Here is a 23,989-nt window from a genome sequence, read left to right as displayed (position 1 = left end):
GGAATCTTCCTCTAGTATTCCATAAATCATCATATCCAAAACCTGTGATAATTGATGTTCATATCCTGAAACCAAGTTAGATAGAGGTCTGATTTCCCTGAAAAATTATGATACAAAACTCCTTTGGCAATACCATCCACTTTACAAAGTTCATTGATGACAAAACCTTGATAGCCTTTTGTAGCAAATTCAAACAAAGCAGCGGTAATGATTTTCTCTCTTCGTAGTCTTGTTTTTTCTTCTTTTCTCATGTATTTACCTCTACATTTTTTAATTATAAACCGATTGGTCTAAAATGTCAAGCAACTTTCTCAAAAATTTAACAGTCTGCTGATTGTAGCCATCATAAACAGACTGGAATCCAGTCTCAAACATATAATATACACATTCTTCGCTAAATGTTTTCACGGATATTCAAGAGTATGATAAAGGCAGCTAGAAGAAATAGCAATAAAACAAAGCTAACTGCCAGAGTTCCAAAGCTAGTAGCAATGGTTACCAAAGCTATTGTAAATAAGCTAGGTAAAACAACTGTAATGGCGCCGATAGAGGATTGAACTGCTCCCATTGACTCCTCAGGTATTTGTTTAAAAATGAGTTCCTGTAATCGAGGAGAGAGGATACCTGCGAAAAAGGCATCCAAGGCACTAAAGATAAGAATCCAGTCAAAACGAACTGCCACAAAGCCAACTAAAAGGAGTAATTGGATAATAAGCGAGGCATATAGGGCTAGTTTTATGGAGATTGTATTCTTCAGATAGCCACTCACAAGGCTTCCGACAATAAGGGCTGACAATTCAAGGGTGGATAACAAGGCAAGAGATTGACCTGTTTGTAAATTCAAAAAGGGCTGATTCCTCAAAAACAGAGTAGAAACAGGAACTGTAACATTTATCACTGCTTGACTAATAGAGATAATAAACAAAACCAAGAGCACCTTATTCATATTCCATATCAATTTTGATGATTGGAGCAGATGCTGGCAAAAGGATTTTACAGAGAGTCCTTCTTGATAGCTAATCGTTTTTTCTACTTTCAAGAGGTCTGTTTTTATGAAAAGAATACCTAAAAATGCGATTAAAAAGGTCAGAGCATTCAGTAAGGAAATAGACTGGATAGATAGAATACCTAGTAAGACTCCTCCTAGAATATTACTGATTGTTTTCACTAAACTAACAGTTGACTGTTTAAATCCAATAGCTTCTGCCAGATGGTCTTGCCCAATAATTCTAATGAAAATCGGAGTGAGCATGGCGCCTGAAAAATAACTCAATGTGTCAGATAAGAGGTTAATCAGACAAATAAATGCTACTAATAACAAGGAAAAGGACTGCCCTGAAAGTGATAAAGAAACGATAGAGTAAAGCAAAAATTTTGCAAAACTAATCATTGTATATTTTAGGACACGATGATGTTGAAAATCCGCCAAAACTCCCAGAAAGATTTGCAGAACTTGAGGAAGGGTTTCTGAAATCGTGATCAGTAAAATCGCCAAAGGGGCAAAAGATGCATCTGCCACATAATTCAAAAAGGCCAGATAAAAAATCGTATCCCCAACCGTTGAAATCCACTGGTTGATGGTTAATTGCCTAAAATCTCTATTTTGAAGAAATACTTTCATCACAACTCCTTTTTGAATTCAAATGGGAATCTTTCCCCAAGGATAGACCACGATACTACTAACAACCAAAATTACAGTAACATCAAAAGCTGACCAATGCCATTGTAGACTATATGCAATCCAATAGGCCAATAAATTGACTTTGTTACTCTAAATAAGACTGCAAATATAAGGCCGCCACCCATATAGTAGACAAAGTCTGTCAAGACCCAACCATGACTACTAATGTGCAAGATTCCAAATAATATAGCTGATCCGAGTACATCCAGTCCCCATTTCTTCCCTTTTTCCAGAGCAGTCATCACTAATCCACGATAAATCATCTCTTCAAAAATGGGGCCTGCAATCACAGGATAAAAAAATACATCAAAAATGCCGTAGCTCCTGTAAAAGTAGGAGCAGCATGTTGATAAGAAATTTCATTTCGAGTAGGTGGAAAAATAAAAAATGTAACAAAATTCCAAATAACAAAAGCAAGAAGAGCTAGAAAAGAATAGAAAAGATAGGACCCTTTAAACTTTCTACTATTGATTTGTTGCCATCTCCCTGACTTAGTCATAGCAAAAAAAGCAAGAAGGACTACAAGAAAATTCAACATCATATCCGACAAATAGTAGGCAAAGTCAGATAGACCAGTAACAAGGTTGCTGCGTAAAACTAGACCACTGAACTTCTGGTCAGCAATAACTAGTAGAAAAGCTATAAACAAGTAGTAGCGTGAGATTATCTTTTTCATTCTATTTTCTCCTATACTATGAAATAAAGATAGTATAACACGAAAATTGGCTTATTTTAAAAAATCGCATATTTGACATTTTTGCTTATAAAAATTTCAGATTTGCGATTTTGGTATATTTGATTATTTCACTGGTATAATAAAGTTATCACTAATTAAGGAGTGGAGCAACTATGAAAAAACAAATTTTAACATTATTGACAATCGTTGCTGAGATTATTATCATTTTCCCGTTTCTAACTAATCGATAAGTTCTTTGTATTGCTGAAAACGCAATGCGAAGAGGGCTGTTAATTGTGGATTTTCTAATACTTGCAGAGATTGGATAAAGTGTTCAATCTCTTTTTGATTGTTTCCTTTGGTTTGAAGGAAAATACTCATTTTCTTTAAAAATTGCCTCAATACTTTTTCAAAAACATCGTATGGACGAAGCATACTCCCCAGCTCAGCTTCAAAGATTGGGATGTAAGAGAAAAGTTTGCGCTCCATGAGCTCTGATATAATATTCAGAAATCCACTTTTCATATACAGTCTATTATGTACCAACTCTTTAAATTCCTTAGATTTCTCAAGTAAAGTGGTTGATAAAAATATCAAATCTTGATTGCTCAAGAAAGGCATGGTATTACAGAATATATAGAGTTCAAACCAGGTCCAAGACTCAATAGCATAGAGATAGATAGTCAAAAACTCGCTATCTTCTTTTACTAATGGATAGTTCTTATTTAAGGAATGGAGTGCGTTTTTAATTACAATGGCATTCAAACGACGATAGGTCTCTGCCATCTGTTCTTGCTCGACTTCCTCCAACAGTTGCTCTAAACCAGCTATATCTTGGTGGGCAAAGCGATCCACAACCTTTCTACCAATCTGCATATGTAGGGATTCTTGATAATTGTTTAGCTTATGACCAAACTCATCAAAATTCATATTGATCCCTTGGATGGCTAGGATCAACTTATCCGCAGATAGCATAGACTGCCCTAGTTCAAACTTGGACAACTGAGAGGCTGTTAGACCAGCACAAGCCACATCTGACTGCTTGAGCTTTCTCGCCAAACGTAATTCCTTGTAAAATTCTCCCAACTCCATTCTCTCAATCATCTCACCACCTCCTATTTTTTATATAGTATATCATTATTCACAATTATTTGTCAAAATATTCTGACATTTAAGAGAGCAAAAAAGCCAGCCCTAAGCTGACTCTTTATTCCATGGTATCAAAAGCGAGACTTGGTTTGGCATTGAGGTCCAAGCTTGCAAAGTTTTCTTTGTTCCATTCGCTGACGCTGGCATAGGCAATCATACCTGCATTGTCTCCGCAGAGGCGCAGAGGTGGAATGATGACCTTGACATCTGCGATTTCGGTTGCTAGGCGTTCTCTGAGACCTTTATTGGCTGCCACACCACCTGCCACGACTAGAGTTTTAACAGGGTATTTCTCCAAAGCCTTCTTGGTTTTAGCCATAAGAATATCCATGACTGCTGCTTGGAAGGAAGCACACAAGTCCTCTGTAGACAGACTTTCTCCCTTTTGCTCGGCATTGTGGTGAAGATTGATAAAGGCAGACTTCAAACCTGAGAATGAAAACTCTAGATTATCTTCCTTAATCATGGCACGGGGGAAATCATAAATATCCTGTCCCTGATGAGCTAGCTCATCAATCTCACGACCTGCAGGATAGGTCAAGCCCATGACACGGCCGACCTTATCATAAGCCTCACCAACCGCGTCATCTCGCGTTTCTCCAACAATCTTGTAGTCACCAGCCTCAGAAACATAAACCAACTCTGTGTGTCCACCGCTGACCAAGAGGGCTAGCAAGGGAAACTCCAAAGGCTCCACACTTTGAGCGGCCATGAGGTGACCAGCCATATGGTTAACAGGGATAAGTGGAAGTCCATGTGCCCAAGCAAAGGCCTTAGCAGCTGACAAGCCAACTAGCAAGGCTCCGACCAAGCCCGGTCCATAGGTAACCGCAACAGCTGTCACATCCTCTTCGGTAATCCCTGCTTCTGTTAGCGCCTCCTCGATACAGGCTGTAATGACCTCGACATGGTGACGACTGGCTACTTCAGGCACTACGCCCCCAAAACGTTTGTGACTCTCGATTTGACTAGCAATGACATTGGACAAGAGTTCATCGTCGTTTTTCAAGACGGCAACACTAGTCTCATCACAAGATGTCTCAAATGCTAAAATATATCTATCCTTCATCTATTTCTCTCTTCATGATGATGGCGTCCTCGACTGGATCATGGTAGTAGGCCTTTCTCTCAGCGATGACTGCCATCTTTTCTTTCTTGTAAAATACTTGCGCTCGTTGATTTGACTTTCTGACTTCGAGGAAAATCTCCTTGTCTGCCGGCAATTGAGCAAATAAAGCAGAGGCTATCCCCTGGCCTCGATAGGCTTCTTTGACAGCTATTTGCAGGACTTCTGCTTCAAAGATATTTTCCTGTACAGCTAGAAAACCAAGCACTTCTGCCCCATCATAAGCCAGAGCATACCAAGTCTGATCTTGGGAAAGGTCTGCTTGGATTTGTTCCAGCGTCCAAGGACTGACTGAGTAAACAGCTGCCATGACAGCGTAGATGTCTTGAGCCAAGTCAGGCTGCTGTTGGATTCGTTTGATCTCTATCATAGGCGTTTAATGTAAGATTCTCCAGACTCGGTATGGTTCTTGAGCCAGTTTTCCTCAGCCTCAACACGCTTGAGGTAGTTCGGCACAAAATCATGCAAGGAGTCTGCTTCCTTGTCCCAAGCCAAAAGAGCAAGATTGGCTGCATTAGGCAAGGTTTCTTTGTAATTAGTCCTTGGCAAGTGTTCTTGAATCTGCTCCACAAAGGGGGCAACTTCTCCGACAAAGGTTACCTGACTAGCACCCTTAACTTTCTCTAACACTTCTTCAAAAGATTGGTGCGCTTCTGGCATGACAGGTTTAGCATTTTCATAAAATCCTGCATAAACATTGTTGCGACGCGCATCCATCAAAGGAACGAACAAGCCTTCTTGTTGGTAGGGCACCAGAGCCAAGAGGCTAGACATACCAACTAACTCAATGTTCAGGGTATGAGCCAAAGTCTTGGCAGTGGCTACCGCGATTCGCAAGCCTGTATAGCTACCTGGCCCTTCCGCCACCACAATTCGGTCCAAATCCTTGGGTGTCCAATCCAAACTTGCCATCAAAAAATCGATGGCAGGCATGAGGGTAATACTGTGATTTTTCTTAATATTAATCGTCGTCTCGGCAAGAACCTGCTTGTCCTCTAAAATAGCGAGAGAAAGAGCCTTGCTGGACGTATCAAAAGCTAATACTTTCATAACACATTCCTATCTTTTTGTCTGCTTACTATTATACTACAAAAGCTGGCACATGGGAATTTTCTTTGCCCCCAAACAAAAAGCCCCAGCATGAGCAGGGCATCTAAGCATTTAATCCAAAGTAAAATACAAACCAAACGACATAGGTTACGAGGAGGAGAAAAAGCGAGTAGAGAGTCACAAAAGCAAGCTTCCAAAGGAATTTTTTTTGCGGTGTCCCAGATATACAAACAGAGCATTCCCCCTTAGACACAGACTACAAAGACTATAAACACCAAGAGGCTAACCCTATCGCAAATTCAAACAAACTAAACATTCTTAATCCTACTTTTGGTATTCCTATTTTTATATAAACTGTTGACTATGTTGGTCTATCAATGTTAAAATGTAATTCAACACTGGTAGGAAAATCAGGTTGAGTCGTTGACTCTTCGGGTTGCGGTGCTATCCCTGAAACTTTGGTTTCTAAAGAACTGGAATTGCGATTGAACAATTCGCCCCCAGTGTTCGACAGCTCTTGACTTCGGTCAGGAGCTTTTTGATGCTTTTAAAGTTGATTCCCTCAGTAAGTTATAGTAAAATATAAATATTGAGAGGATAACGTAGAGCGACTGGTAACAGAGCGTTCAAAGGTACCAACTTCTGGTACGGGTGTGGGACTGCCTTCAGCTTTGAGCTGTAAAGACCCCTGACTACCATTGGTCCTCTCTTTTTGCTTACTCTTAAATTAAGTGCTTGTCTTTGCCTTTTAGTAAGCACTCCACTCCATCTTGCTATTTCTACATCGTTATACTTATAGATTGACTTCTTAACCTCATAGATGATAGAATTAAGTAAAGGCTGAGATCGAGTTTGATTTGGTGACAAGTCATTCAAAGGTTGCGATGCATTCGCTTCAGGTAGAGGTGCTGCCACCTGGACTGCTCCAGGAAAATCCCCGAGTTTTGTCTCAGCTTTTTTATTTGCTCTCGAGATTTCTCAAGAGCTTTTTCTTTTTTCAAAGATACCATTCTGTCCCAACCATCTACACCAACGATTAATGAAACTAGAACTATATTCTCCCTTAAATCTACTATCTCTTTAGATTTCCCCTTTAATTATAACACCTAAGCGCTCTCCGAACGAATCCTATCTATCTTTTGCTCCCTCTTCCCCTCACGACTTTCTCGTTTCCGTCTTTTACTAATTTTTCATTTTGTGGTATAATTGAAATAATTGTAACGAATCAAGGTCAATCTAGACACAAAATGGAATGAAATCAAGCAAATCTCTGCTAAAAGTTTGGAATAAGCTGACCTGTAAATAGAAAGGAACTATATGATTTACAAAGTTTTTTATCAAGAAACAAAAGAACGTAGCCCACGCCGTGAAACAACACGCGCACTTTACCTAGACATCGATGCCAGCTCAGAACTTGAGGGTCGTATCGCTGCTCGCCAACTTGTCGAAGAAAATCGCCCAGAGTATAACATCGAGTATATCGAACTCTTGTCTGACAAATTGCTAGATTACGAAAAAGAAACTGGCGCCTTCGAAATCACGGAGTTCTAATATGGCCTATACTCTTAAACCTGAAGAAGTCGGCGTTTTTGCCATCGGTGGTCTGGGAGAAATCGGGAAAAACACATACGGGATTGAATACCAAGATGAGATTATCATCGTCGATGCTGGGATTAAATTCCCAGAAGATGACTTGCTGGGTATCGACTATGTCATTCCTGACTACTCTTACATCGTGGACAATATCGACCGCGTCAAGGCTGTCTTAATCACACACGGACACGAGGACCACATCGGTGGGATTCCATTCCTGCTCAAGCAAGCAAATGTCCCGATCTATGCTGGACCGCTTGCCCTGGCTTTAATCCGTGGAAAACTCGAAGAACACGGCCTCCTGCGCAACGCCAAACTTTACGAAATCAACCACAACACTGAGTTAACCTTTAAAAATCTCAAGGCAACTTTCTTTAGAACCACTCACTCTATTCCAGAGCCTTTGGGGATTGTCATTCATACTCCTCAAGGAAAAATCGTTTGTACGGGTGACTTCAAGTTCGACTTTACTCCAGTTGGAGAACCTGCAGACTTGCACCGTATGGCTGCCCTTGGTGAAGAAGGCGTGCTCTGTCTCCTGTCTGACTCAACAAATGCGGAAGTACCAACCTTTACCAACTCTGAAAAAGTCGTTGGCCAGTCCATCATGAAGATTATCCAAGGCATCGAAGGACGTATCATCTTTGCATCCTTTGCCTCAAATATCTTCCGTCTCCAGCAAGCAACAGAAGCTGCTGTTAAGACTGGGCGCAAGATCGCTGTCTTTGGTCGTTCTATGGAAAAGGCCATTGTCAACGGAATCGACCTTGGCTACATCAAAGCTCCTAAGGGAACCTTTATCGAGCCAAATGAAATCAAAGACTACCCTGCAGGCGAGATTCTTATCCTCTGTACAGGTAGTCAGGGTGAACCTATGGCGGCCCTCTCTCGTATCGCCAACGGAACCCACCGTCAGGTACAACTCCAACCAGGCGATACGGTTATCTTCTCTTCTAGTCCGATCCCTGGAAACACTACTAGCGTCAACAAGCTGATTAACATCATTTCTGAAGCTGGTGTCGAAGTTATCCACGGTAAGGTTAACAATATCCATACATCTGGACACGGTGGTCAGCAAGAGCAAAAACTCATGCTCCGCTTGATTAAGCCAAAATACTTCATGCCTGTCCACGGTGAATACCGCATGCAAAAAGTCCACGCTGGACTAGCGGTAGATACTGGTGTTGAGAAGGACAATATCTTTATCATGAGCAATGGTGATGTGCTTGCCCTTACTGCTGACTCAGCTCGTATTGCAGGCCATTTCAACGCCCAAGATATCTATGTAGATGGAAATCGTATCGGTGAAATCGGTGCTGCTGTCCTCAAGGATCGTCGTGATCTATCTGAAGACGGTGTCGTTCTGGCAGTCGCAACTGTTGACTTCAAGTCGCAGATGATCCTGTCTGGTCCAGATATCCTCAGCCGAGGCTTTGTCTACATGAGAGAATCTGGTGACTTGATTCGCCAAAGCCAGCGCATCCTCTTCAATGCAATTCGTATCGCACTGAAAAACAAGGATGCTAGCGTGCAATCTGTCAATGGTGCCATTGTCAACGCTATTCGCCCCTTCCTTTATGAAAATACAGAACGTGAACCGATCATCATCCCGATGATCCTCACACCAGACGAAGAATAAAGCAAGAAAACAGCCCCGAAGACGGAGCTGTTTTTCTCTATGCTTTCTTTTGAGATTGAAACTCAATAAAAATCGAAATCAGACTAGAAGGCTCGGCGAAAGCATAACTTGAGTTAGGTGAGCCGAAGCCGACGACGTATCATTTTGATTTTTGAAGAGTTTTAGAAATACTACGATTTTTACCTTCAAGATACACCATCAAAATAGAAATATCTGCTGGGTTTACTCCCGAAATACGGCTGGCTTGGCCGATGGTTTCTGGATTAATGAGTTTGAACTTCTGACGAGCTTCTGTCGCGATAGAATCAATGTCATCCCAGTCGATATTGGCTGGAATGCGTTTTTCTTCCATGCGTTTCATCTTGGCAACCTGATCCATAGCTTTTGAGATGTAACCCTCGTATTTGATTTCTGTTTCAATCAATTCGATAATCTTGTCATCCAAGTCCTCTGCTGCTGGTCCGATAAAAGCCACCACATCTTGATAAGAAACTTCTGGACGGCGAAGGAATTCCTTGGCTGTCACTGCATCGGTCAACGGCTTGAAGCCCATCGCCTCAACCTTGGCATTGGTTTCCTTGACTGGCTTGAGTTTGATACTGTCGAGACGCTTCATCTCATTGTCAAATTGATTTTTCTTAATCTCAAATCGAGCCCAACGTTCATCATCCACAAGTCCAATCTCGCGTCCCATCTCTGTCAGACGCATATCAGCGTTGTCATGACGGAGGATGAGACGGTATTCAGCACGACTGGTCAAGAGACGGTAAGGTTCAATAGTGCCCTTGGTCACCAAGTCATCAATCATTACCCCAATATAGCCATCACTGCGCTTCAAAATCAACTCTGGCTTGCCTTGGATTTTCAGAGCCGCATTGATACCAGCGATAATCCCTTGGCCAGCAGCTTCTTCGTAACCTGACGTTCCATTTGTCTGACCAGCTGTGAAAAGTCCTGAGATTTTCTTGGTTTCCAGAGTCGCACGCAACTGGTGAGGCAAAACCATGTCGTACTCAATGGCATAACCAGTTCGCATCATTTCAGCATTTTCCAAACCTTTAATGGAATGAACTAAGTCACGTTGGACATCCTCAGGCAGACTGGTTGAAAGTCCTTGAACATAGACTTCCTCAGTATTGCGCCCTTCTGGCTCAAGGAAGAGTTGGTGGCGTTCCTTGTCTGCAAAGCGCACAATCTTGTCCTCAATCGATGGACAGTAACGAGGCCCCACTCCCTTGACCACACCTGTAAACATAGGCGCACGGTGGAGGTTATTTTGGATAATTTCATGACTGGTACCATTGGTATAGGTCAACCAGCATGGCACCTGATCCTTGACATAATCCTCATCACGTGAAGTATAAGAGAAGTGATTAGGCGCTTCGTCTCCTGGCTGAATCTCTGTCACATCATAGTTGATAGAAGAAGCCTTGACACGTGGAGGAGTTCCTGTCTTGAAACGACCGATTTCGAGGCCCAGTTCCTTGAGGTTGTCAGCAAGGTTAATAGAAGCCAAGCTGTGGTTAGGACCTGATGAGTACTTAAGGTCTCCGATGATAATTTCCCCACGGAGAGCAGTTCCTGTGGTCACGATAACAGCCTTGGCAGCATACTCTTGATGGGTCGCCGTACGCACACCGACAACCTTGCCATCTTCAACCAAAATCTCATCAATCATGGTTTGACGAAGTGTCAGGTTCTCTTGATTTTCAACTGTCTTGCGCATCTCCTTAGAGTAAAGTTCCTTGTCAGCCTGCGCACGAAGGGCACGGACAGCTGGCCCCTTCCCTGTATTGAGCATCTTCATCTGGATGTAAGTCTTGTCAATGGTCTTGGCCATCTCGCCGCCGAGGGCATCAACTTCACGCACAACGATCCCCTTAGCAGAACCACCGATAGAAGGATTGCAAGGCATGAAAGCCAGCATTTCAATGTTGATAGTCGCAAGCAAGACCTTACAACCCATACGGCTAGCAGCCAAGGAAGCCTCGACCCCAGCGTGTCCCGCACCAATTACAATAATATCGTATTCTTCAGTAAAATTATATGTCATTTCTTAACCTTTCAAAAATTTCTCGCAAATAAGGAACTAACTTCTCCTCCTCTAGAGCTTGATTCATAGTGACCCATTTAAAGCGTGTATGCTCTTCAGGATCTAATCTGATAATTGGCTTCTCCCCAACCCACTCTGCTTTATAAACTAAGCGAGTAAAGACAGTATCCTTAGAGGTATCCAGTTGACTATCTTCGTGAAGAAGTTTGAGCGAACTGCTATCTAGCCTAACTCCCGCTTCTTCAATACATTCTCTAAGAGCTCCATCTCGCGGAAGTTCACCCTTTTCAACCCCACCACCAGGAATATCCCAGTAAGTTGGATAAACGTTGGGTTGCCCTCTTTTAATTTCCGAACGCTGAATGAGCAAATAATCATCACCACTATGAACAAGTACATGGGCAATAAGCTTAACCATCATTTTTTCTCCTATTCCTCAAGATGAATGTGTCTTAGTTGGCCGTCCCAATCTGGTAAGGCTGTTTTTAAAAAGGCTGGGACTAGTTGGAAATCCTGAAGCTGGTCCAAGTCAATCCATTCACAGGGCTGCGGTTTCTCATCTTCCTGCATGGTCAACGGGGCATCTTCAAGCAAGTCCACCAGATAATGAAACTCGATATTGTGATAGGAAACACCGTCCTGTTCAAAACGATTTTCAAGCACAAAAGCTAGCTGCCCAGCTTGAGCTTTAACACCCAGTTCTTCCCTCACTTCACGGACTACTGCGTCTTCCGTACTTTCATTGACTTGAATCGCACCGCCAATTGTGTAATACTTGCCCTTGTCTTTGGTAACTAGGAGCTTGCGATTTTGGACAATCAAGGCTGTCGCCCGAACTCCAAAAACCGTATTTCCCACTTTTGTCCGAAAGTCTTGTTGAGTCATTTTTATCCTTTCCTTTAAACGACACAAAAACAGTCAAAACTCCAAAGAAGTGCAGGACAAAAAAGCCTGCAACATCCATGAGCTTTGACCATCATTTCTATTGCTTTTATTATTGTAGCAAATTGAGAAAATTTGTCAATCTAAATGTACTGACAAACTTGTCCATCGCGGTAAGCATTGTCAATCAAACCACTACCTAGACACTCTTCGCCATCGTAAAAGACAACTGCCTGACCTGGTGTAATCGCGCGTTGCGGTTCTGCAAAGATAACCTCTGCCTTATCTCCTTTGACATGGATGGTCACCTTCGAATCAGGCTGACGGTAGCGGAATTTTGCTGTGCATTCTAGCGTAAATTCCTCTGGCATCTCACGAGTAAAGTGAACTTGACTGGCTTCTAGACTGGTTGACATGAGCGAATCATGATAGAATCCTTGTCCTACATAGAGAATATTCTTGCTTAGGTCTTTTCCGACAACGAACCAAGGGGCATTGTCACCACCGTGTTGCCCACCGATACCAAGTCCACCACGCTGACCAATCGTATAGTACATAAGCCCAGCATGCTCGCCCATATCGCGACCATCCACAGTCATCATGCGACCAGGCTGAGCTGGCAGGTAGTTACTGAGGAAATTTTTAAAGTTCTTTTCTCCGATAAAGCAAATCCCTGTCGAGTCTTTCTTCTTAGCAGTTGCAAGGCCTGCTTCTTCTGCTAGTCTGCGAACTTCTGGCTTTTCCAAATGTCCTAGTGGGAACATGGTTTTTTGAAGTTGTTCTTGCGAAAGTTGGCTGAGGAAATAAGTCTGATCCTTGCCATTGTCCACGCCACGAAGCATGTGAACGATGCCATCCTCATCACGCGCCACTCGGGCATAATGCCCAGTCGCTACATAGTCTGCCCCCAAGGTCATGGCATAGTCCAAAAAGGCCTTAAACTTGATTTCCTTGTTGCACATAACATCTGGATTTGGCGTGCGTCCTGCACGGTATTCCGCTAGGAAATACTCAAAAACGCGATCCCAGTACTCTTTTTCGAAGTTGACAGAGTAGTAAGGAATGCCAATCTGGTCTGCCACCGCAGCCACATCCTTGTAATCTTCGGTCGCCGTACAGACGCCGTTTTCATCTGTGTCATCCCAGTTCTTCATGAAGATACCGATCACATCGTAGCCCTGCTCCTTGAGAAGAAGAGCCGTCACCGACGAATCAACACCACCACTCATCCCCACGACAACACGTGTTTTAGAGTTATCACTCATGGTAAGTCTCCCATCTATTCGTTTATTCACGATTGAAGGTCGTGTGTGCTTCACGATTAAAGGTCGCTTGAGCAGTATTCATTATAACATGCTTGGTTGGAGAAGACAAGAGAGAGGCTGATAATCTGACATTCTATTTGATAGAAACAGAAATATAATTACAAAAAGGGCAATGAACAGTTAAATCTCGATTCTACTTATAAACTTATTTATAAAATAAGCTAAAAATGATATACTGTAATGAGGAGGAAGTCGTACATGATCCCTTTAAGATACTACCATCCATGTACGTAGAACGATTGTGAAAAACTACAAAGATATTCTAAAATCAAAAAATACCATTTTTACTATTATCATTGTCGCAAGTATTGGACTTTTAATTGGTCTAGTCATTCACCAAGAAAACATCTTAACAGAAAGAGGCAATATTGCTTTCTTCAAACGGCAAAAAAATGAACAAGATGTCGAACAAGTAAAAAAAGCCATCAAAGATTTTAATATCGATTCTGAAACAATTATAGAAGATTGGAAAAGAATTCAAGAATTGAAGCCAAACACTGACGAAGGCAAGCAAACATTAGCAGACTTTCTTACTACTACGTCCGATAAAATCACCAATCATTATAGCGAAAAAGCTTTAAAAATGGATATAAAGGAATCCGATAGTCAGTTTGAAGATAAACAAACACTTGAAACAGCCATCACTTCCTTACAAAAAATACTAGAAATCATTAAAAGTGTTAACTCCACAAGCGAACAAACCACTATTGATGAAAAAATAAAACCCATCCAAGAACTAATTTCTAAATTCCAAAAGCAAGTTGAAGTCTTGACCAAAAAAGAAGGACAAAAGACTGACAAAAAAGAAACAGGAACGACTAGTAGCGAGGGGGAAAGAGAAACCTATTCTTCAGGAGGAGGGAGCTACACTCCAACCTATACTGAGTCAAATGGGAGCAGATACAGTTCACAAGCGCCTGCAAGCGAACAACCTTCATCTGATAGTGCTGGCAGCAGCGGAAATGATGTGGCAAGTACACAAAATCAAGCAGCTAATACTTCAGAAGCTCAAGCAGAAACTAATACCAATAGTAACAATGCTGAAGTTCCCACAACAAACAGTGATGATCTCGCTAGTTTAGGTGGCGGAGTTACATCATTCGGTCAGCAGTAAGCAATCGGCTATCACTAATTTAATTGTCTTTTATCGAACAAAGTATATAAAAGTCTAACAAAAACTAACTTCTAAATAAAACCACACAGTCATTCCAATATTGAACATAATCAAATTGAAAGGGATACTGTGTGGTTTTTGAATTGTTGAACATTCAGAGATTCCATTTTTGGGGCAATTGTCTATCAAAATGTCCTTTTATCTGTCAATAATCCTAAAAAATCTTGTCGTTTCAAGTCGGAGAAATGTTTGGCGGAAAGACTTCCCTTTTGAAGTCCATCATCTCTGACCTGCAAATAATAGCTATGTTGGCTTGTTTTAATCGTCAAAAAGTCTCCAAATACAAAAGCTCTTTTCCAGTTGCGAATCTCAAATTCTTTTATCTCTGATTTGGGAATACCGATAAGTCCTTGTCGCAAATCACGATGATGCTCACTTGTGAAAGTCATCCCATTTCCAAGATTTCTTATCAGCAGTTCATCTGGAGTTACCATCACCAGCGCTATTTTAGTTAAGAAAATTTCAACTGTTGGTGGTAAAATCGCCAAATCAAACCAAGGATGTAGGTAGCGATAGGCTAAGAAATAATGAGGCTCCTCACCCAATCCTAGTTGTTTATACAAGGTCTTGACTTCACTATCTAACCTCGCTTCAAAAGACACATCCGAATGCTCTTCTTCCTTCCTCTGATTAACATAACGCATCCAGACTAGGAAACCTATAAAGACTAGGACAAATATTCCTGATAAAAGATATTTTAAATTGTAGTTCATCGCTTAACCTCCTGATTCACACCTCTGCCTAAAACAGAAGCCTATTTATTTTGAAAATAGGTCCATCATAACTTTAAATAAGACGGGTGTCATTAAAATTAGGATAATTCCTATCACAAATATCATGACTACTCGAAAAAGTTCCTTATTTTTAAACATTTTTCCACCCCTTTTCTAGCTACATCATAGTACTCATTAACCCCATATTAAAATTACACCAAACTTATTTTAGCTTTCTTTTTTACTTTTTATATTACTATGATACAATATTTTTAATAGGATTTTATTGTTTGTTAACTTTTTTCACTAAAAGGAGAAAATCATGCGTTATGATTTTGGAAAGGTCTATAAAGAAATACGTGAGTCAAAAGGATTAACCCAAGAAGAGGTCTGCGGAGATGTCCTATCAAGAACCAGCCTATCAAAGATTGAAAGTGGTAAGGCAACTCCTAAATATGAAAATATGGATTTTCTTCTTCGGCAAATGAATATGAGTTTTGAAGAATTTGACTACATCTGCCATCTCTATCAGCCGAGCCAACGGACAGAAATCATGCAAACTTATCTCAATATGAATTCCATCATTGGTGGCAGTGGTCTAGTTCATTTTTTTGAAACATGCCAAAACTATCTCAAGACCCATCACGACCTGCCTATAGAAGAAATCAGGGATATGCTGGAAGTTGTCATTCATATTCGCCAACATGGTACAGAGCAACTGTCAGACCAAGTGAAACAAACTGTCAAAAAACTTTGGGAAAAAATTGAAAAACAAGATACATGGTATGAAAGTGACCTAAAAATCCTCAATACCATCCTTTTCAGCTTTCCTATTGAACACCTCCATCTCATCACTGGAAAAATCCTGCAACGCTTGGAAGTCTATAAAAACTACCAACATTTATATGACTTACGAATGGCAATCCTACTCAACCTTTCCACCATTTACTTATACCATCAAGACAAAAACATGTGTCAACAAATCTGCTATACTTTACTAGAGGATGCCAAGAACAAGAAAAGCTACGATATGCTTGCTATCTGCTATGTCCGTATTGGGATTTGTAGGGATGATGCTAAACTTATCCAAAAAGGGTTCTCCCTTCTAGAGCTGACCGATGAAACTTCCATTCTAGCCTTTCTCAAAAAAGAAGTGGAGATCTATTATCAACCGAAAGAAATATAAAAAAGTCGAGGGATTTCCTCGACTTTTTCAAATTATTCTGTTCATTATTTCTTAATACCAGCCGTTGTTAAGCCAGAAGTTTTTAGCAGCTGACCATGAACCGTAACGTCCTGCAACGTAAGCATCTGCTACACGTTCTTGGTTTTCAGCTGAGTAGTCACCGTTCAAGTATGAATCTGTCAATTGGTAACGTCCAATGTATTGGCCGTTTGTAGCTGTATAGCTACCACCTGATTCTTTTTGAGCGATCCATTCTTTAGCTTCTGCTTCAGATCCACTTACAGTTGCAGCTGGTGCTGAAGTTTCTGCTGCAGCAACAGTTTCTTCTGCTACAGGAGCGCTTGCAGCTGGTGCTGCTTCTTCTACTACTTCTGTAGTTTCTGCTACTGGAGCTGAAACAGTTTCATCTTGAGCAGCTGGTGCCGCATAAGTAGCTGGCGCTGGTGTTGCAACAGGTGCTACAGGACCATCGATAACCAACTCTTGACCAACATAAATCAAATGAACGTTGTCGATGTGGTTGTTTTCTGCCAATTTCTCAACAGTTGTGTTGTGAGTTTCAGCGATTTCTGAAAGTGTATCACCTTCTTTAACAGTGTAAGTTGATGATTCTTGAGCAGATACAAATGATGGAGCAAATACTGCAAACAAGGCAGCTACTCCTGCAAGAGTTGTTTTAATCTTTTTAGTTGTTGATTTCATATTTGAAAATTCTCCTTCTTTCTATAGTTCTATCATACCCTTTAAATATTACCGTTTCTTGACACTTTTATGTAGAAATATTACAAAATTATTTTTTATTTCTCTAAATAAGCCATTTTTTGTTACAAAAGATGCTTTTTTATGCTATTTGTAGTGTAAAAAGGTTTTCATCCACAATTAAAGCCAAGACCTTCATTCTTTGATATAATAGAGATAAGAATTTTTATAAGGGGAAACTGATGAAATCACTTCGTTTTCAATCTGTCTTTGATATCATCGGACCAGTTATGATTGGCCCATCTAGTAGCCATACAGCTGGTGCTGTTCGTATTGGGAAGATTGTCTCTTCCATTTTTGATGATACTCCGACAGAAGTCGAATTCCAACTATTTAACTCATTTGCCAAAACCTATCGTGGTCACGGAACAGACCTAGCCCTTGTTGCAGGTATTTTGGGCATGGATACAGATGATCCTGAAATCCCAAACAGCCTGGAAATTGCCCACAAGCGTGGCATCAAGATTGTCTGGACCATTCAGAAAGACAGTAATGCTCCTCATCCAAACACCACTAAAATTACCGTCAAAAATGCTCACAAGACCATCAGTGTGACTGGTATTTCTATCGGTGGAGGAAATATTCAGGTAACCGAACTCAATGGCTTTGCCGTCTCTCTCAATATGAATACACCGACTATCATCATTGTTCATCAAGATATTCCAGGTATGATTGCCCTCGTAACAGAGGCACTTTCCCGCTATGATATCAATATCGCCCAGATGAATGTTACTCGTGAAAAAGCTGGTGAAAAAGCCATTATGATTATCGAAGTTGACAGTCGCAACTGTGATGAGGCCATCGAAGAAATTCGAAAAATCCCTCATCTCCACAATGTCAATTTCTTTAAATAGGAGGAAGCATGTTTTATTCTATCAAAGAATTGGTCGAGCAAGCAGATCTGGACTTTCAAGGAAATGTCGCAGAACTCATGATTACAACAGAGTTTGAATTGACCGGTCGCGAACGTGAAGAAGTCTTCCTTCTCATGGAACGCAATCTGGAAGTCATGAAAGCCTCTGTCCAACTTGGCCTCAATGAAAATAAATCTCGTAGTGGCCTGACAGGTGGAGATGCTGCCAAATTGGATCACTACATCAAAAACGGAAAAACTCTGTCAGATTACACGATTCTCTCTGCTGCCCGAAATGCCATTGCAGTCAATGAACACAATGCTAAAATGGGCTTGGTTTGTGCCACTCCGACCGCAGGAAGTGCTGGCTGTCTGCCCTCAGTTCTAACAGCTGCTATTGAAAAATTAGACCTCAGCCACGAGCAACAGCTGGATTTCCTCTTTGCTGCTGGTGCCTTTGGACTAGTCATCGCAAACAATGCCTCTATCTCAGGGGCTGAAGGTGGCTGTCAGGCCGAGGTTGGTTCGGCCTCTGCTATGAGTGCTGCAGCCTTGACTCTAGCTGCCGGTGGAACACCTTATCAGGCCAGTCAGGCCATTGCCTTTGTCATTAAAAATATGCTAGGCCTCATCTGTGACCCTGTTGCCGGCTTGGTCGAAGTTCCCTGCGTCAAGCGCAATGCTATGGGAGCTAGCTTTGCCTTCATCGCAGCAGACATGGCCTTGGCAGGTATCGAATCTAAAATTCCTGTGGATGAAGTTATCGATGCCATGTACCAAGTAGGAGCAAGCATGCCAACTGCCTTCCGTGAAACAGCTGAAGGTGGTCTCGCTGCCACCCCTACTGGTCGTCGCCTCCAAAAAGAAATTTTCGGAGAATAAGTTTATCAAATAGGAGAAACCATGACCTCTATCACAGCGATCTTTTTCGATCTGGACGGAACCCTCGTTGACAGTTCTATCGGGATTCACAATGCCTTTGCCCATACCTTTAAGGAGCTGGGGGTGCCTAGTCCTGATACCAAAACGATTCGTGGTTTTATGGGACCACCCCTCGAAAGTAGTTTTGCGACCTGCCTTCCCAAAGAACTAATCTCTGAGGCAGTTCAGATATACCGTTCTTACTATAAGGAGAAAGGCATCCATGAAGCTCAACTCTTTCCTCAGATTGTAGTCTTGCTTAAGGAGCTATCAAGCAAATATCCTCTTTATATCACCACTACAAAGAATACCCCTACCGCTCAAGATATGACTAAAAACTTGGGAATCCATCATTTCTTTGATGGCATTTATGGCTCCAGCCCTGAAGCACCTCATAAGGCAGATGTCATTCGCCAAGCCTTACATACACATCAACTAGCACCAGAACAGGCCATCATCATCGGAGATACCAAGTTTGATATGATGGGAGCTCAAGAAACAGGCATTCAGAAATTGGCCGTCACTTGGGGATTTGGAGAGCAAGCAGACTTGCTAAACTATCAGCCTGATTATATCGCCCACAAACCCATAGAAGTTTTGGAGTATTTTCAATAATATAACGGAGACTGGGCAAATACTCAATTTCATACTCTTCGAACCACGTTAGTTTTCTCTGTAACCTCAACGCTGTGCTTTGAGTAACCTTCGGCTAGCCTCCTAGTTTGCTCTTTGATTTTTATTGAGTATCAGAATAAAATGAAGCAAGTTTACACATAACAAAACGCATATTACCAAGGTTTTTCAAGACCTGATAATATGCGTTTTTCTTTTTTATTCAACGTGGGTTGTTTGATTGGCAAAGGCAATAATGGCTTGCTTCAACTCATCTCCACTAAGAGTGCGGAACTCTTCAATCTTTTGATCGATGGCTTCTAGAGGCATGACATTAACCTTACCAACGAAAATCTTATCCATAACTTGGTTATCAACAAGTTCGGTTGATACCAAGAGTTCTTCGTAAAGTTTTTCGCCTGGGCGGATTCCAACTTCAACGATTGGAATTTCGCTTTCGGTGTGGCCACTTAGAAGGACCATTTTCTTGGCCAAGTCATAAATCTTGACTGGTTTACCCATATCAAGGATAAAGACTTCCCCATCCTTGGCATAAGCACCAGCGTGAATAACCAAACGGCTAGCTTCTGGAATAGTCATAAAGTAACGGGTCATGCGGAAATCTGTCACCGTTACAGGACCGCCTTCAGCAATCTGACGTTCAAAGACTGGAATGACACTACCACGGCTACCAAGAACATTTCCAAAACGAACTGCACAGTAGGTCGATTGGCTACGTTGGTTAAAGCCAGTGACAATCAACTCAGCCACGCGCTTGGTTGCTCCCATAACATTTGGTGGATTAACCGCCTTATCTGTCGAAATCATAACCATCTTAGGTACTTTGGCTTCATCAACAGCCTTAGCAACGTTGTAAGTTCCACGGATATTGTTTTTAAAGGCTTCTTTTGGATTGCGCTCCATCATAGGAACGTGCTTATGGGCAGCCGCATGATAAACAATAGCTGGCTTGTACTGCTCAAAGACTTGCAACAAGCGGTCATAGTCTTGAATATCCGCAATAACTGGTACATAATCAATCCCTTGGAACTTGCGAATCAATTCATGATAAACAAGGTAGATTGAGTTTTCCCCATGACCGAGCAAAACAATGCGTTCAGGATTGAAACGGCTAACTTGTCGACAGATTTCAGAACCGATTGAGCCACCAGCACCTGTAACCAAGATTGTCTTACCTGTCAGTTCTGCGCCCAGACGCGATTCATCAAGACGAATTTCCTGACGGCCCAAAAGGTCTGTGATATCAATCTTCTGGAATCCTCCACCTGCTTGGTGAAGTCCCTGAACAACGGTTTCAACCTTAGGCATCTTGTAACATTTGACACCCAGCTTATTACACATCTGCAAGATACGTTCATATTCTGACGGGTCAAGCGACGGAATCGCAACGATGACACGCTCGATTTGATGGCGTTTGGCTAATTCAGGCAGATCATCATATGAACCCAAAACAGGAATTCCACCAAGTTTTTGGCCCTTTTTCTTAGAATCCTTATCCAAAATACCGACAAGTTCTAATTCACTAGTTGGATGTTGGTAACTATCCATAAAGAGAGCTCCACCATCACCGGCACCAATCAAGAAAGTCCGACGGTGTTCTCCATCACCACTTCCCTTTTTGCGTTTGGAGTAGATTAACTGCCAAGTAATCCGTGGCAATAAAATCAAGAAAGTACTCAACAAGATAAAGAGGAAGATAAAACGGATAGAGAAGAGGGGCAAGAAGGCATAGCAGATACTATATGACAAGATACTGCTAGCAGTCACACCAAAAAAGATTTTCATGAAATCCGTAATCTTGCTGTAACGACTGATACTAGCGTTCAACCCCCAAAATCCAATCATCAATTGATAGAACAGGAAGGCCAAACTTGTATATATAATGTAGTCAACAGGTGCTGGATTAATCAATCCGTAGAATAAAATATAAGATACAATGATGGAAACCACCATACTCAAAATATCAAATATTCCCCAGAAAACCTGTTTTTGTTGTTTATTTAAAATTTCCACCAGATCAATCACATAATCTGTGAGTTTTTTATTCATAGAAATTTACTCCTCCTTAAAAGAGTTTTACTATATTGTTATTGTAGCACATTTTAATTTATTTGGCTTATTTTTCCAAATAAATTACTGTTCCCTTGTACTCTTTCTTCCATTTAAATCCTCTAATCAAACCTACAATCGTTCCAAGGCCATAAGCACAGTGAATGGAAAATAAAAGAAAGGGCATCACAATTAGAAATCCATTTTTATGTTTTAATAAAGTCAGCAAAGTGAGTAATGACAAAAGTAGAAAATAGGCACCTAATTGTAAAGTTATGAATACGAATGTGATCGGTAACAATGCTAGACTAAACACAAGACTCAAAACAAATAAACAAGGAACATAGTGAAATAATGATAAACACTTAGGCTGAACATGACTTGTCAAGCCAATCCACAAACCATTTGAATACTTTTGATGCAGCATTTTCTTGAATGTTGGTCGAATATACTGATAAGATAGAATACTTGGGCTATAGCGGATTTTATAACCATGTTCTCGAATTCTATAATGAATATCATTATCTTCAGTTCGGCCAAGTTGCTCATTTACTAAACCAACCTTCTGGAAAACCTCTCGTTTATACATCCCATGAAAAATAGAAGAAACATATCTATCCTCGGAACTCTTTCGATAATTGGCAATGCTACTGCCAAACATATTTTCCTCAACAAGATGCAAGGTCTCTGCCCATTTTCCCTTTCCTTCAACAATCGTCGGTCTAGGTCCCCCACAGACTGATTCACCTTGTTGAATAACAGCCACATTATTCATTACAAAACTCTCAGTAACTTTTGAATGAGCATCAATTTTTAAAATAAGGTCCCCTACAGAATGTTTAACTCCCAGGTTAAAACCACTAGCTTGATTTTTCTTAGGATTGTTATACAATCTGATTGAGTTAAACTCTGTGTCTTCTTTTATAAATTGCTGAATGATGGCTGTTGTCCCATCTGCAGACATAGCATTTATAAATAGAATTTCAATATTTTCTTTAGGATAGGTTTGATTTTTTAAGTCTTCAATTAGACCAGGCAGATATTTTTCTTCATTGTATGCACTGATTACAATGGATACGAGAAGACTTTCAACATTTTGAGTCACTACTACTCTCCTGAATTTTTCCTTCCACTATTTTATCATAATTTTCAAGACTTTCCCATTTTTATCTTGAAAGCCCAAAACCTTACTTGACATTATAAGGAAAAAACCTTAAAATAAGCTGTTATTAAAATCAGCTAGAAGAGGTAATATATGAAAAAGCAATCACTCTTTTTTGTTCCAGGTATTATCCTGATTGGTGTTTCCTTGCGGACTCCTTTTACTGTTTTACCCATTATTTTGGGAGATATTTCGCAAGGGCTGGGAGTAGAAGTTAGTTCGCTTGGTGTCTTGACCAGCCTTCCCCTCCTCATGTTTACTCTCTTCTCGCTATTTTCTACCCGACTGGCTCAGAAAATCGGCTTGGAGCATCTCTTCACCTACAGCCTTTTCTTCTTGACTATCGGTTCTCTCATTCGACTAATCAATCTGCCCTTGCTCTATCTAGGAACCTTGATGGTTGGGGCAAGCATCGCAGTCATCAATGTTCTGCTTCCTAGTCTTATCCAAGCCAATCAACCCAAGAAAATTGGTTTTCTGACCACCTTATATGTAACCTCTATGGGGATTGCAACGGCTCTGGCCTCCTATCTGGCTGTGCCTATTACACAAGCCAGTTCTTGGAAAGGACTTATCATCCTCCTCACCCTGCTCTGTCTAGCAACTTTTTTAGTATGGCTCCCAAATCACCGCTATAATCACAGACTGGCTCCACAAACCAAACAAAAAAGCAAAACAAAGGTCATGCATAATAAACAGGTCTGGGCAGTTATTGTCTTTGCAGGTTTTCAATCCTTACTCTTTTACACCGCTATGACCTGGCTACCTACCATGGCTATCCATGCAGGCCTATCCAGTCACGAAGCTGGCTTGCTGACCTCTATCTTCTCTCTGATTAGCATTCCTTTTTCAATGACCATCCCAAGCCTGACAACTAGTTTATCTACTCGCAACCGTCAACTCATGCTCACTTTGGTCTCACTAGCTGGTGTGGTCGGCATTTCCATGCTCTTTTTCCCGTTCAATAATTTCATTTACTGGCTTGCCATCCATCTCCTCATCGGAACCGCAACCAGCGCCCTCTTCCCTTATCTCATGGTCAACTTTTCACTCAAGACAAGCGCCCCTGAAAAGACTGCCCAATTGTCTGGCTTATCTCAAACAGGAGGCTATATCCTAGCAGCCTTTGGGCCAACCCTCTTTGGTTACAGTTTTGACCTTTTCCACTCATGGGTACCAGCTGTAGCGGCCCTCTTGCTCGTCGATATCCTGATGACTGTGGCCCTCTTTACAGTGGACAGAGCTGATAAAATCCTCTAAACTTCTAGTTTTTCCTAGAAGTTTTTTATATATAAAAATTTTACACATTTCTCTTGACAGGGCTTTCATTTAGATGTACAATGTATGTGTAGAAAAATTATATAT

Annotated in this window: 21 protein-coding genes and 2 pseudogenes; 8 read left to right on the top strand and 15 right to left on the bottom strand. The window is 41.2% G+C overall.

Translation table 11 applies throughout. The features are described from left to right. Nucleotides 1-29 precede the first annotated feature (29 nt). The 7 genes and pseudogenes from PAN07_RS06425 to tsaB all read right to left on the bottom strand — a co-directional run bounded on the left by PAN07_RS06425 (nucleotide 30) and on the right by tsaB (nucleotide 5,682). The gene (locus PAN07_RS06425; protein WP_004250194.1) at nucleotides 30-251 is read right to left on the bottom strand and encodes a TetR/AcrR family transcriptional regulator; all 222 of its coding nucleotides are present in this window, start codon (nucleotides 249-251) and stop codon (nucleotides 30-32) included. A gap of 143 nt (nucleotides 252-394) precedes the next feature. Further along, nucleotides 395-1,621, bottom strand: a complete 1,227-nt coding sequence (locus PAN07_RS06420) for an MFS transporter (protein ID WP_000862437.1) — start codon at nucleotides 1,619-1,621, stop codon at nucleotides 395-397. A 71-nt stretch (nucleotides 1,622-1,692) separates the two neighbouring features. Continuing rightward, nucleotides 1,693-2,357: pseudogene (locus PAN07_RS06415) on the bottom strand (lysostaphin resistance A-like protein). Nucleotides 2,358-2,597: 240 nt separating this feature from the next. After that, nucleotides 2,598-3,461 (bottom strand): Rgg/GadR/MutR family transcriptional regulator, encoded by an 864-nt coding sequence (locus tag PAN07_RS06410; protein WP_269797504.1) that lies wholly within the window; start codon nucleotides 3,459-3,461, stop codon nucleotides 2,598-2,600. A 103-nt stretch (nucleotides 3,462-3,564) separates the two neighbouring features. Beyond that, nucleotides 3,565-4,575, bottom strand: a complete 1,011-nt coding sequence (tsaD, locus tag PAN07_RS06405) for a tRNA (adenosine(37)-N6)-threonylcarbamoyltransferase complex transferase subunit TsaD (RefSeq protein WP_269797503.1) — start codon at nucleotides 4,573-4,575, stop codon at nucleotides 3,565-3,567. Beyond that, the gene (rimI, locus tag PAN07_RS06400) at nucleotides 4,565-5,002 is read right to left on the bottom strand and encodes a ribosomal protein S18-alanine N-acetyltransferase (RefSeq protein WP_269797502.1); all 438 of its coding nucleotides are present in this window, start codon (nucleotides 5,000-5,002) and stop codon (nucleotides 4,565-4,567) included. The genes tsaD and rimI overlap by 11 nt, the downstream gene beginning before the upstream one ends. Continuing rightward, on the bottom strand, nucleotides 4,999-5,682 hold the full coding sequence (gene tsaB, locus PAN07_RS06395) for a tRNA (adenosine(37)-N6)-threonylcarbamoyltransferase complex dimerization subunit type 1 TsaB (RefSeq protein WP_269797501.1): 684 nt from the start codon (nucleotides 5,680-5,682) through the stop codon (nucleotides 4,999-5,001). Before tsaB ends, rimI begins: the two co-directional genes overlap by 4 nt. Before the next feature lie 1,317 nt (nucleotides 5,683-6,999). On the opposite strand from tsaB, the gene PAN07_RS06390 reads away from it, so the two are divergent. After that, nucleotides 7,000-7,233 (top strand): DNA-dependent RNA polymerase subunit epsilon, encoded by a 234-nt coding sequence (locus PAN07_RS06390; protein WP_000639572.1) that lies wholly within the window; start codon nucleotides 7,000-7,002, stop codon nucleotides 7,231-7,233. 1 nt (nucleotide 7,234) lies between these two features. Continuing rightward, on the top strand, nucleotides 7,235-8,914 hold the full coding sequence (locus PAN07_RS06385; RefSeq protein ID WP_033682444.1) for a ribonuclease J: 1,680 nt from the start codon (nucleotides 7,235-7,237) through the stop codon (nucleotides 8,912-8,914). 139 nt (nucleotides 8,915-9,053) lie between these two features. Here the strand turns inward: PAN07_RS06385 and mnmG are convergent, their stop codons facing one another. The 4 genes from mnmG to mnmA form a co-directional block, all read right to left on the bottom strand. Beyond that, nucleotides 9,054-10,967, bottom strand: a complete 1,914-nt coding sequence (gene mnmG, locus PAN07_RS06380; RefSeq protein ID WP_269797500.1) for a tRNA uridine-5-carboxymethylaminomethyl(34) synthesis enzyme MnmG — start codon at nucleotides 10,965-10,967, stop codon at nucleotides 9,054-9,056. Beyond that, complete coding sequence (locus PAN07_RS06375) at nucleotides 10,957-11,388, bottom strand: NUDIX hydrolase (protein WP_261069044.1); 432 nt, start codon at nucleotides 11,386-11,388, stop codon at nucleotides 10,957-10,959. Before PAN07_RS06375 ends, mnmG begins: the two co-directional genes overlap by 11 nt. Before the next feature lie 8 nt (nucleotides 11,389-11,396). After that, nucleotides 11,397-11,852, bottom strand: coding sequence for an NUDIX hydrolase (locus PAN07_RS06370; protein ID WP_261069045.1), 456 nt, complete (start codon nucleotides 11,850-11,852; stop codon nucleotides 11,397-11,399). 140 nt (nucleotides 11,853-11,992) lie between these two features. Beyond that, nucleotides 11,993-13,114 carry a tRNA 2-thiouridine(34) synthase MnmA gene (gene mnmA, locus PAN07_RS06365; protein WP_269797499.1) on the bottom strand — a complete coding sequence of 374 codons (1,122 nt, stop codon included), beginning with the start codon at nucleotides 13,112-13,114 and terminating at the stop codon, nucleotides 11,993-11,995. Between the two features lie 301 nt (nucleotides 13,115-13,415). Here mnmA and PAN07_RS06360 point away from each other — a divergent pair, with 301 nt between their 5' ends. After that, nucleotides 13,416-14,288: a hypothetical protein gene (locus tag PAN07_RS06360; protein ID WP_261012769.1), complete on the top strand. Its 873-nt coding sequence runs from the start codon at nucleotides 13,416-13,418 to the stop codon at nucleotides 14,286-14,288. 185 nt (nucleotides 14,289-14,473) lie between these two features. Here PAN07_RS06360 and PAN07_RS06355 read toward each other — a convergent pair whose 3' ends face one another. After that, on the bottom strand, nucleotides 14,474-15,061 hold the full coding sequence (locus PAN07_RS06355; RefSeq protein WP_269797498.1) for a hypothetical protein: 588 nt from the start codon (nucleotides 15,059-15,061) through the stop codon (nucleotides 14,474-14,476). Between the two features lie 322 nt (nucleotides 15,062-15,383). Between PAN07_RS06355 and PAN07_RS06350 the strand changes: the two genes are divergently transcribed. Continuing rightward, nucleotides 15,384-16,247 (top strand): helix-turn-helix transcriptional regulator, encoded by an 864-nt coding sequence (locus PAN07_RS06350; RefSeq protein WP_269797497.1) that lies wholly within the window; start codon nucleotides 15,384-15,386, stop codon nucleotides 16,245-16,247. Between the two features lie 51 nt (nucleotides 16,248-16,298). Here PAN07_RS06350 and PAN07_RS06345 read toward each other — a convergent pair whose 3' ends face one another. Beyond that, nucleotides 16,299-16,949 (bottom strand): LysM domain-containing protein, encoded by a 651-nt coding sequence (locus PAN07_RS06345; RefSeq protein WP_000843470.1) that lies wholly within the window; start codon nucleotides 16,947-16,949, stop codon nucleotides 16,299-16,301. A gap of 239 nt (nucleotides 16,950-17,188) precedes the next feature. Here PAN07_RS06345 and sdaAB point away from each other — a divergent pair, with 239 nt between their 5' ends. From sdaAB to PAN07_RS06330, 3 genes are read left to right on the top strand one after another with little or no spacing between them, the layout of a single operon-like run. Beyond that, nucleotides 17,189-17,860: an L-serine ammonia-lyase, iron-sulfur-dependent subunit beta gene (gene sdaAB, locus PAN07_RS06340; RefSeq protein WP_000838909.1), complete on the top strand. Its 672-nt coding sequence runs from the start codon at nucleotides 17,189-17,191 to the stop codon at nucleotides 17,858-17,860. Between the two features lie 8 nt (nucleotides 17,861-17,868). Then, complete coding sequence (sdaAA, locus tag PAN07_RS06335) at nucleotides 17,869-18,741, top strand: L-serine ammonia-lyase, iron-sulfur-dependent, subunit alpha (protein ID WP_000500041.1); 873 nt, start codon at nucleotides 17,869-17,871, stop codon at nucleotides 18,739-18,741. Nucleotides 18,742-18,762: 21 nt separating this feature from the next. Next, nucleotides 18,763-19,395 carry an HAD hydrolase-like protein gene (locus PAN07_RS06330; protein ID WP_078238069.1) on the top strand — a complete coding sequence of 211 codons (633 nt, stop codon included), beginning with the start codon at nucleotides 18,763-18,765 and terminating at the stop codon, nucleotides 19,393-19,395. A gap of 216 nt (nucleotides 19,396-19,611) precedes the next feature. On the opposite strand, the gene PAN07_RS06325 is transcribed toward PAN07_RS06330, so the two are convergent. Both PAN07_RS06325 and PAN07_RS06320 read right to left on the bottom strand, forming a co-directional pair. Further along, nucleotides 19,612-21,462 carry a nucleoside-diphosphate sugar epimerase/dehydratase gene (locus tag PAN07_RS06325; RefSeq protein ID WP_084862713.1) on the bottom strand — a complete coding sequence of 617 codons (1,851 nt, stop codon included), beginning with the start codon at nucleotides 21,460-21,462 and terminating at the stop codon, nucleotides 19,612-19,614. A 53-nt stretch (nucleotides 21,463-21,515) separates the two neighbouring features. After that, a pseudogene (locus PAN07_RS06320) lies at nucleotides 21,516-22,567 on the bottom strand (glycosyltransferase family 2 protein). Nucleotides 22,568-22,717: 150 nt separating this feature from the next. On the opposite strand from PAN07_RS06320, the gene PAN07_RS06315 reads away from it, so the two are divergent. After that, on the top strand, nucleotides 22,718-23,884 hold the full coding sequence (locus PAN07_RS06315; RefSeq protein ID WP_084862711.1) for an MFS transporter: 1,167 nt from the start codon (nucleotides 22,718-22,720) through the stop codon (nucleotides 23,882-23,884). The last annotated feature ends 105 nt before the right edge of the window (nucleotides 23,885-23,989 follow it).

This window comes from Streptococcus sp. SM5 (genome assembly GCF_027497975.1).
Note: the sequence above shows the minus strand (reverse complement) of the source record. Positions and strands in the feature narration are given on the sequence as shown.

What these genes read in the sequence shown, in the direction of transcription:
- sdaAB (WP_000838909.1), top strand. Translation starts at nt 17,189, where the DNA reads ATGAAATCACTTCGTTTTCAATCTGTCTTTGATATCATCGGACCAGTT.
- PAN07_RS06420 (WP_000862437.1), bottom strand. Translation starts at nt 1,621, where the DNA reads ATGAAAGTATTTCTTCAAAATAGAGATTTTAGGCAATTAACCATCAAC.
- rimI (WP_269797502.1), bottom strand. Translation starts at nt 5,002, where the DNA reads ATGATAGAGATCAAACGAATCCAACAGCAGCCTGACTTGGCTCAAGAC.
- PAN07_RS06330 (WP_078238069.1), top strand. Translation starts at nt 18,763, where the DNA reads ATGACCTCTATCACAGCGATCTTTTTCGATCTGGACGGAACCCTCGTT.
- tsaD (WP_269797503.1), bottom strand. Translation starts at nt 4,575, where the DNA reads ATGAAGGATAGATATATTTTAGCATTTGAGACATCTTGTGATGAGACT.
- tsaB (WP_269797501.1), bottom strand. Translation starts at nt 5,682, where the DNA reads ATGAAAGTATTAGCTTTTGATACGTCCAGCAAGGCTCTTTCTCTCGCT.
- mnmA (WP_269797499.1), bottom strand. Translation starts at nt 13,114, where the DNA reads ATGAGTGATAACTCTAAAACACGTGTTGTCGTGGGGATGAGTGGTGGT.
- sdaAA (WP_000500041.1), top strand. Translation starts at nt 17,869, where the DNA reads ATGTTTTATTCTATCAAAGAATTGGTCGAGCAAGCAGATCTGGACTTT.
- PAN07_RS06315 (WP_084862711.1), top strand. Translation starts at nt 22,718, where the DNA reads ATGAAAAAGCAATCACTCTTTTTTGTTCCAGGTATTATCCTGATTGGT.
- PAN07_RS06355 (WP_269797498.1), bottom strand. Translation starts at nt 15,061, where the DNA reads ATGAACTACAATTTAAAATATCTTTTATCAGGAATATTTGTCCTAGTC.
- PAN07_RS06345 (WP_000843470.1), bottom strand. Translation starts at nt 16,949, where the DNA reads ATGAAATCAACAACTAAAAAGATTAAAACAACTCTTGCAGGAGTAGCT.
- PAN07_RS06350 (WP_269797497.1), top strand. Translation starts at nt 15,384, where the DNA reads ATGCGTTATGATTTTGGAAAGGTCTATAAAGAAATACGTGAGTCAAAA.
- PAN07_RS06325 (WP_084862713.1), bottom strand. Translation starts at nt 21,462, where the DNA reads ATGAATAAAAAACTCACAGATTATGTGATTGATCTGGTGGAAATTTTA.
- PAN07_RS06410 (WP_269797504.1), bottom strand. Translation starts at nt 3,461, where the DNA reads ATGATTGAGAGAATGGAGTTGGGAGAATTTTACAAGGAATTACGTTTG.
- PAN07_RS06390 (WP_000639572.1), top strand. Translation starts at nt 7,000, where the DNA reads ATGATTTACAAAGTTTTTTATCAAGAAACAAAAGAACGTAGCCCACGC.
- PAN07_RS06385 (WP_033682444.1), top strand. Translation starts at nt 7,235, where the DNA reads ATGGCCTATACTCTTAAACCTGAAGAAGTCGGCGTTTTTGCCATCGGT.
- PAN07_RS06375 (WP_261069044.1), bottom strand. Translation starts at nt 11,388, where the DNA reads ATGATGGTTAAGCTTATTGCCCATGTACTTGTTCATAGTGGTGATGAT.
- PAN07_RS06425 (WP_004250194.1), bottom strand. Translation starts at nt 251, where the DNA reads ATGAGAAAAGAAGAAAAAACAAGACTACGAAGAGAGAAAATCATTACC.
- PAN07_RS06370 (WP_261069045.1), bottom strand. Translation starts at nt 11,852, where the DNA reads ATGACTCAACAAGACTTTCGGACAAAAGTGGGAAATACGGTTTTTGGA.
- mnmG (WP_269797500.1), bottom strand. Translation starts at nt 10,967, where the DNA reads ATGACATATAATTTTACTGAAGAATACGATATTATTGTAATTGGTGCG.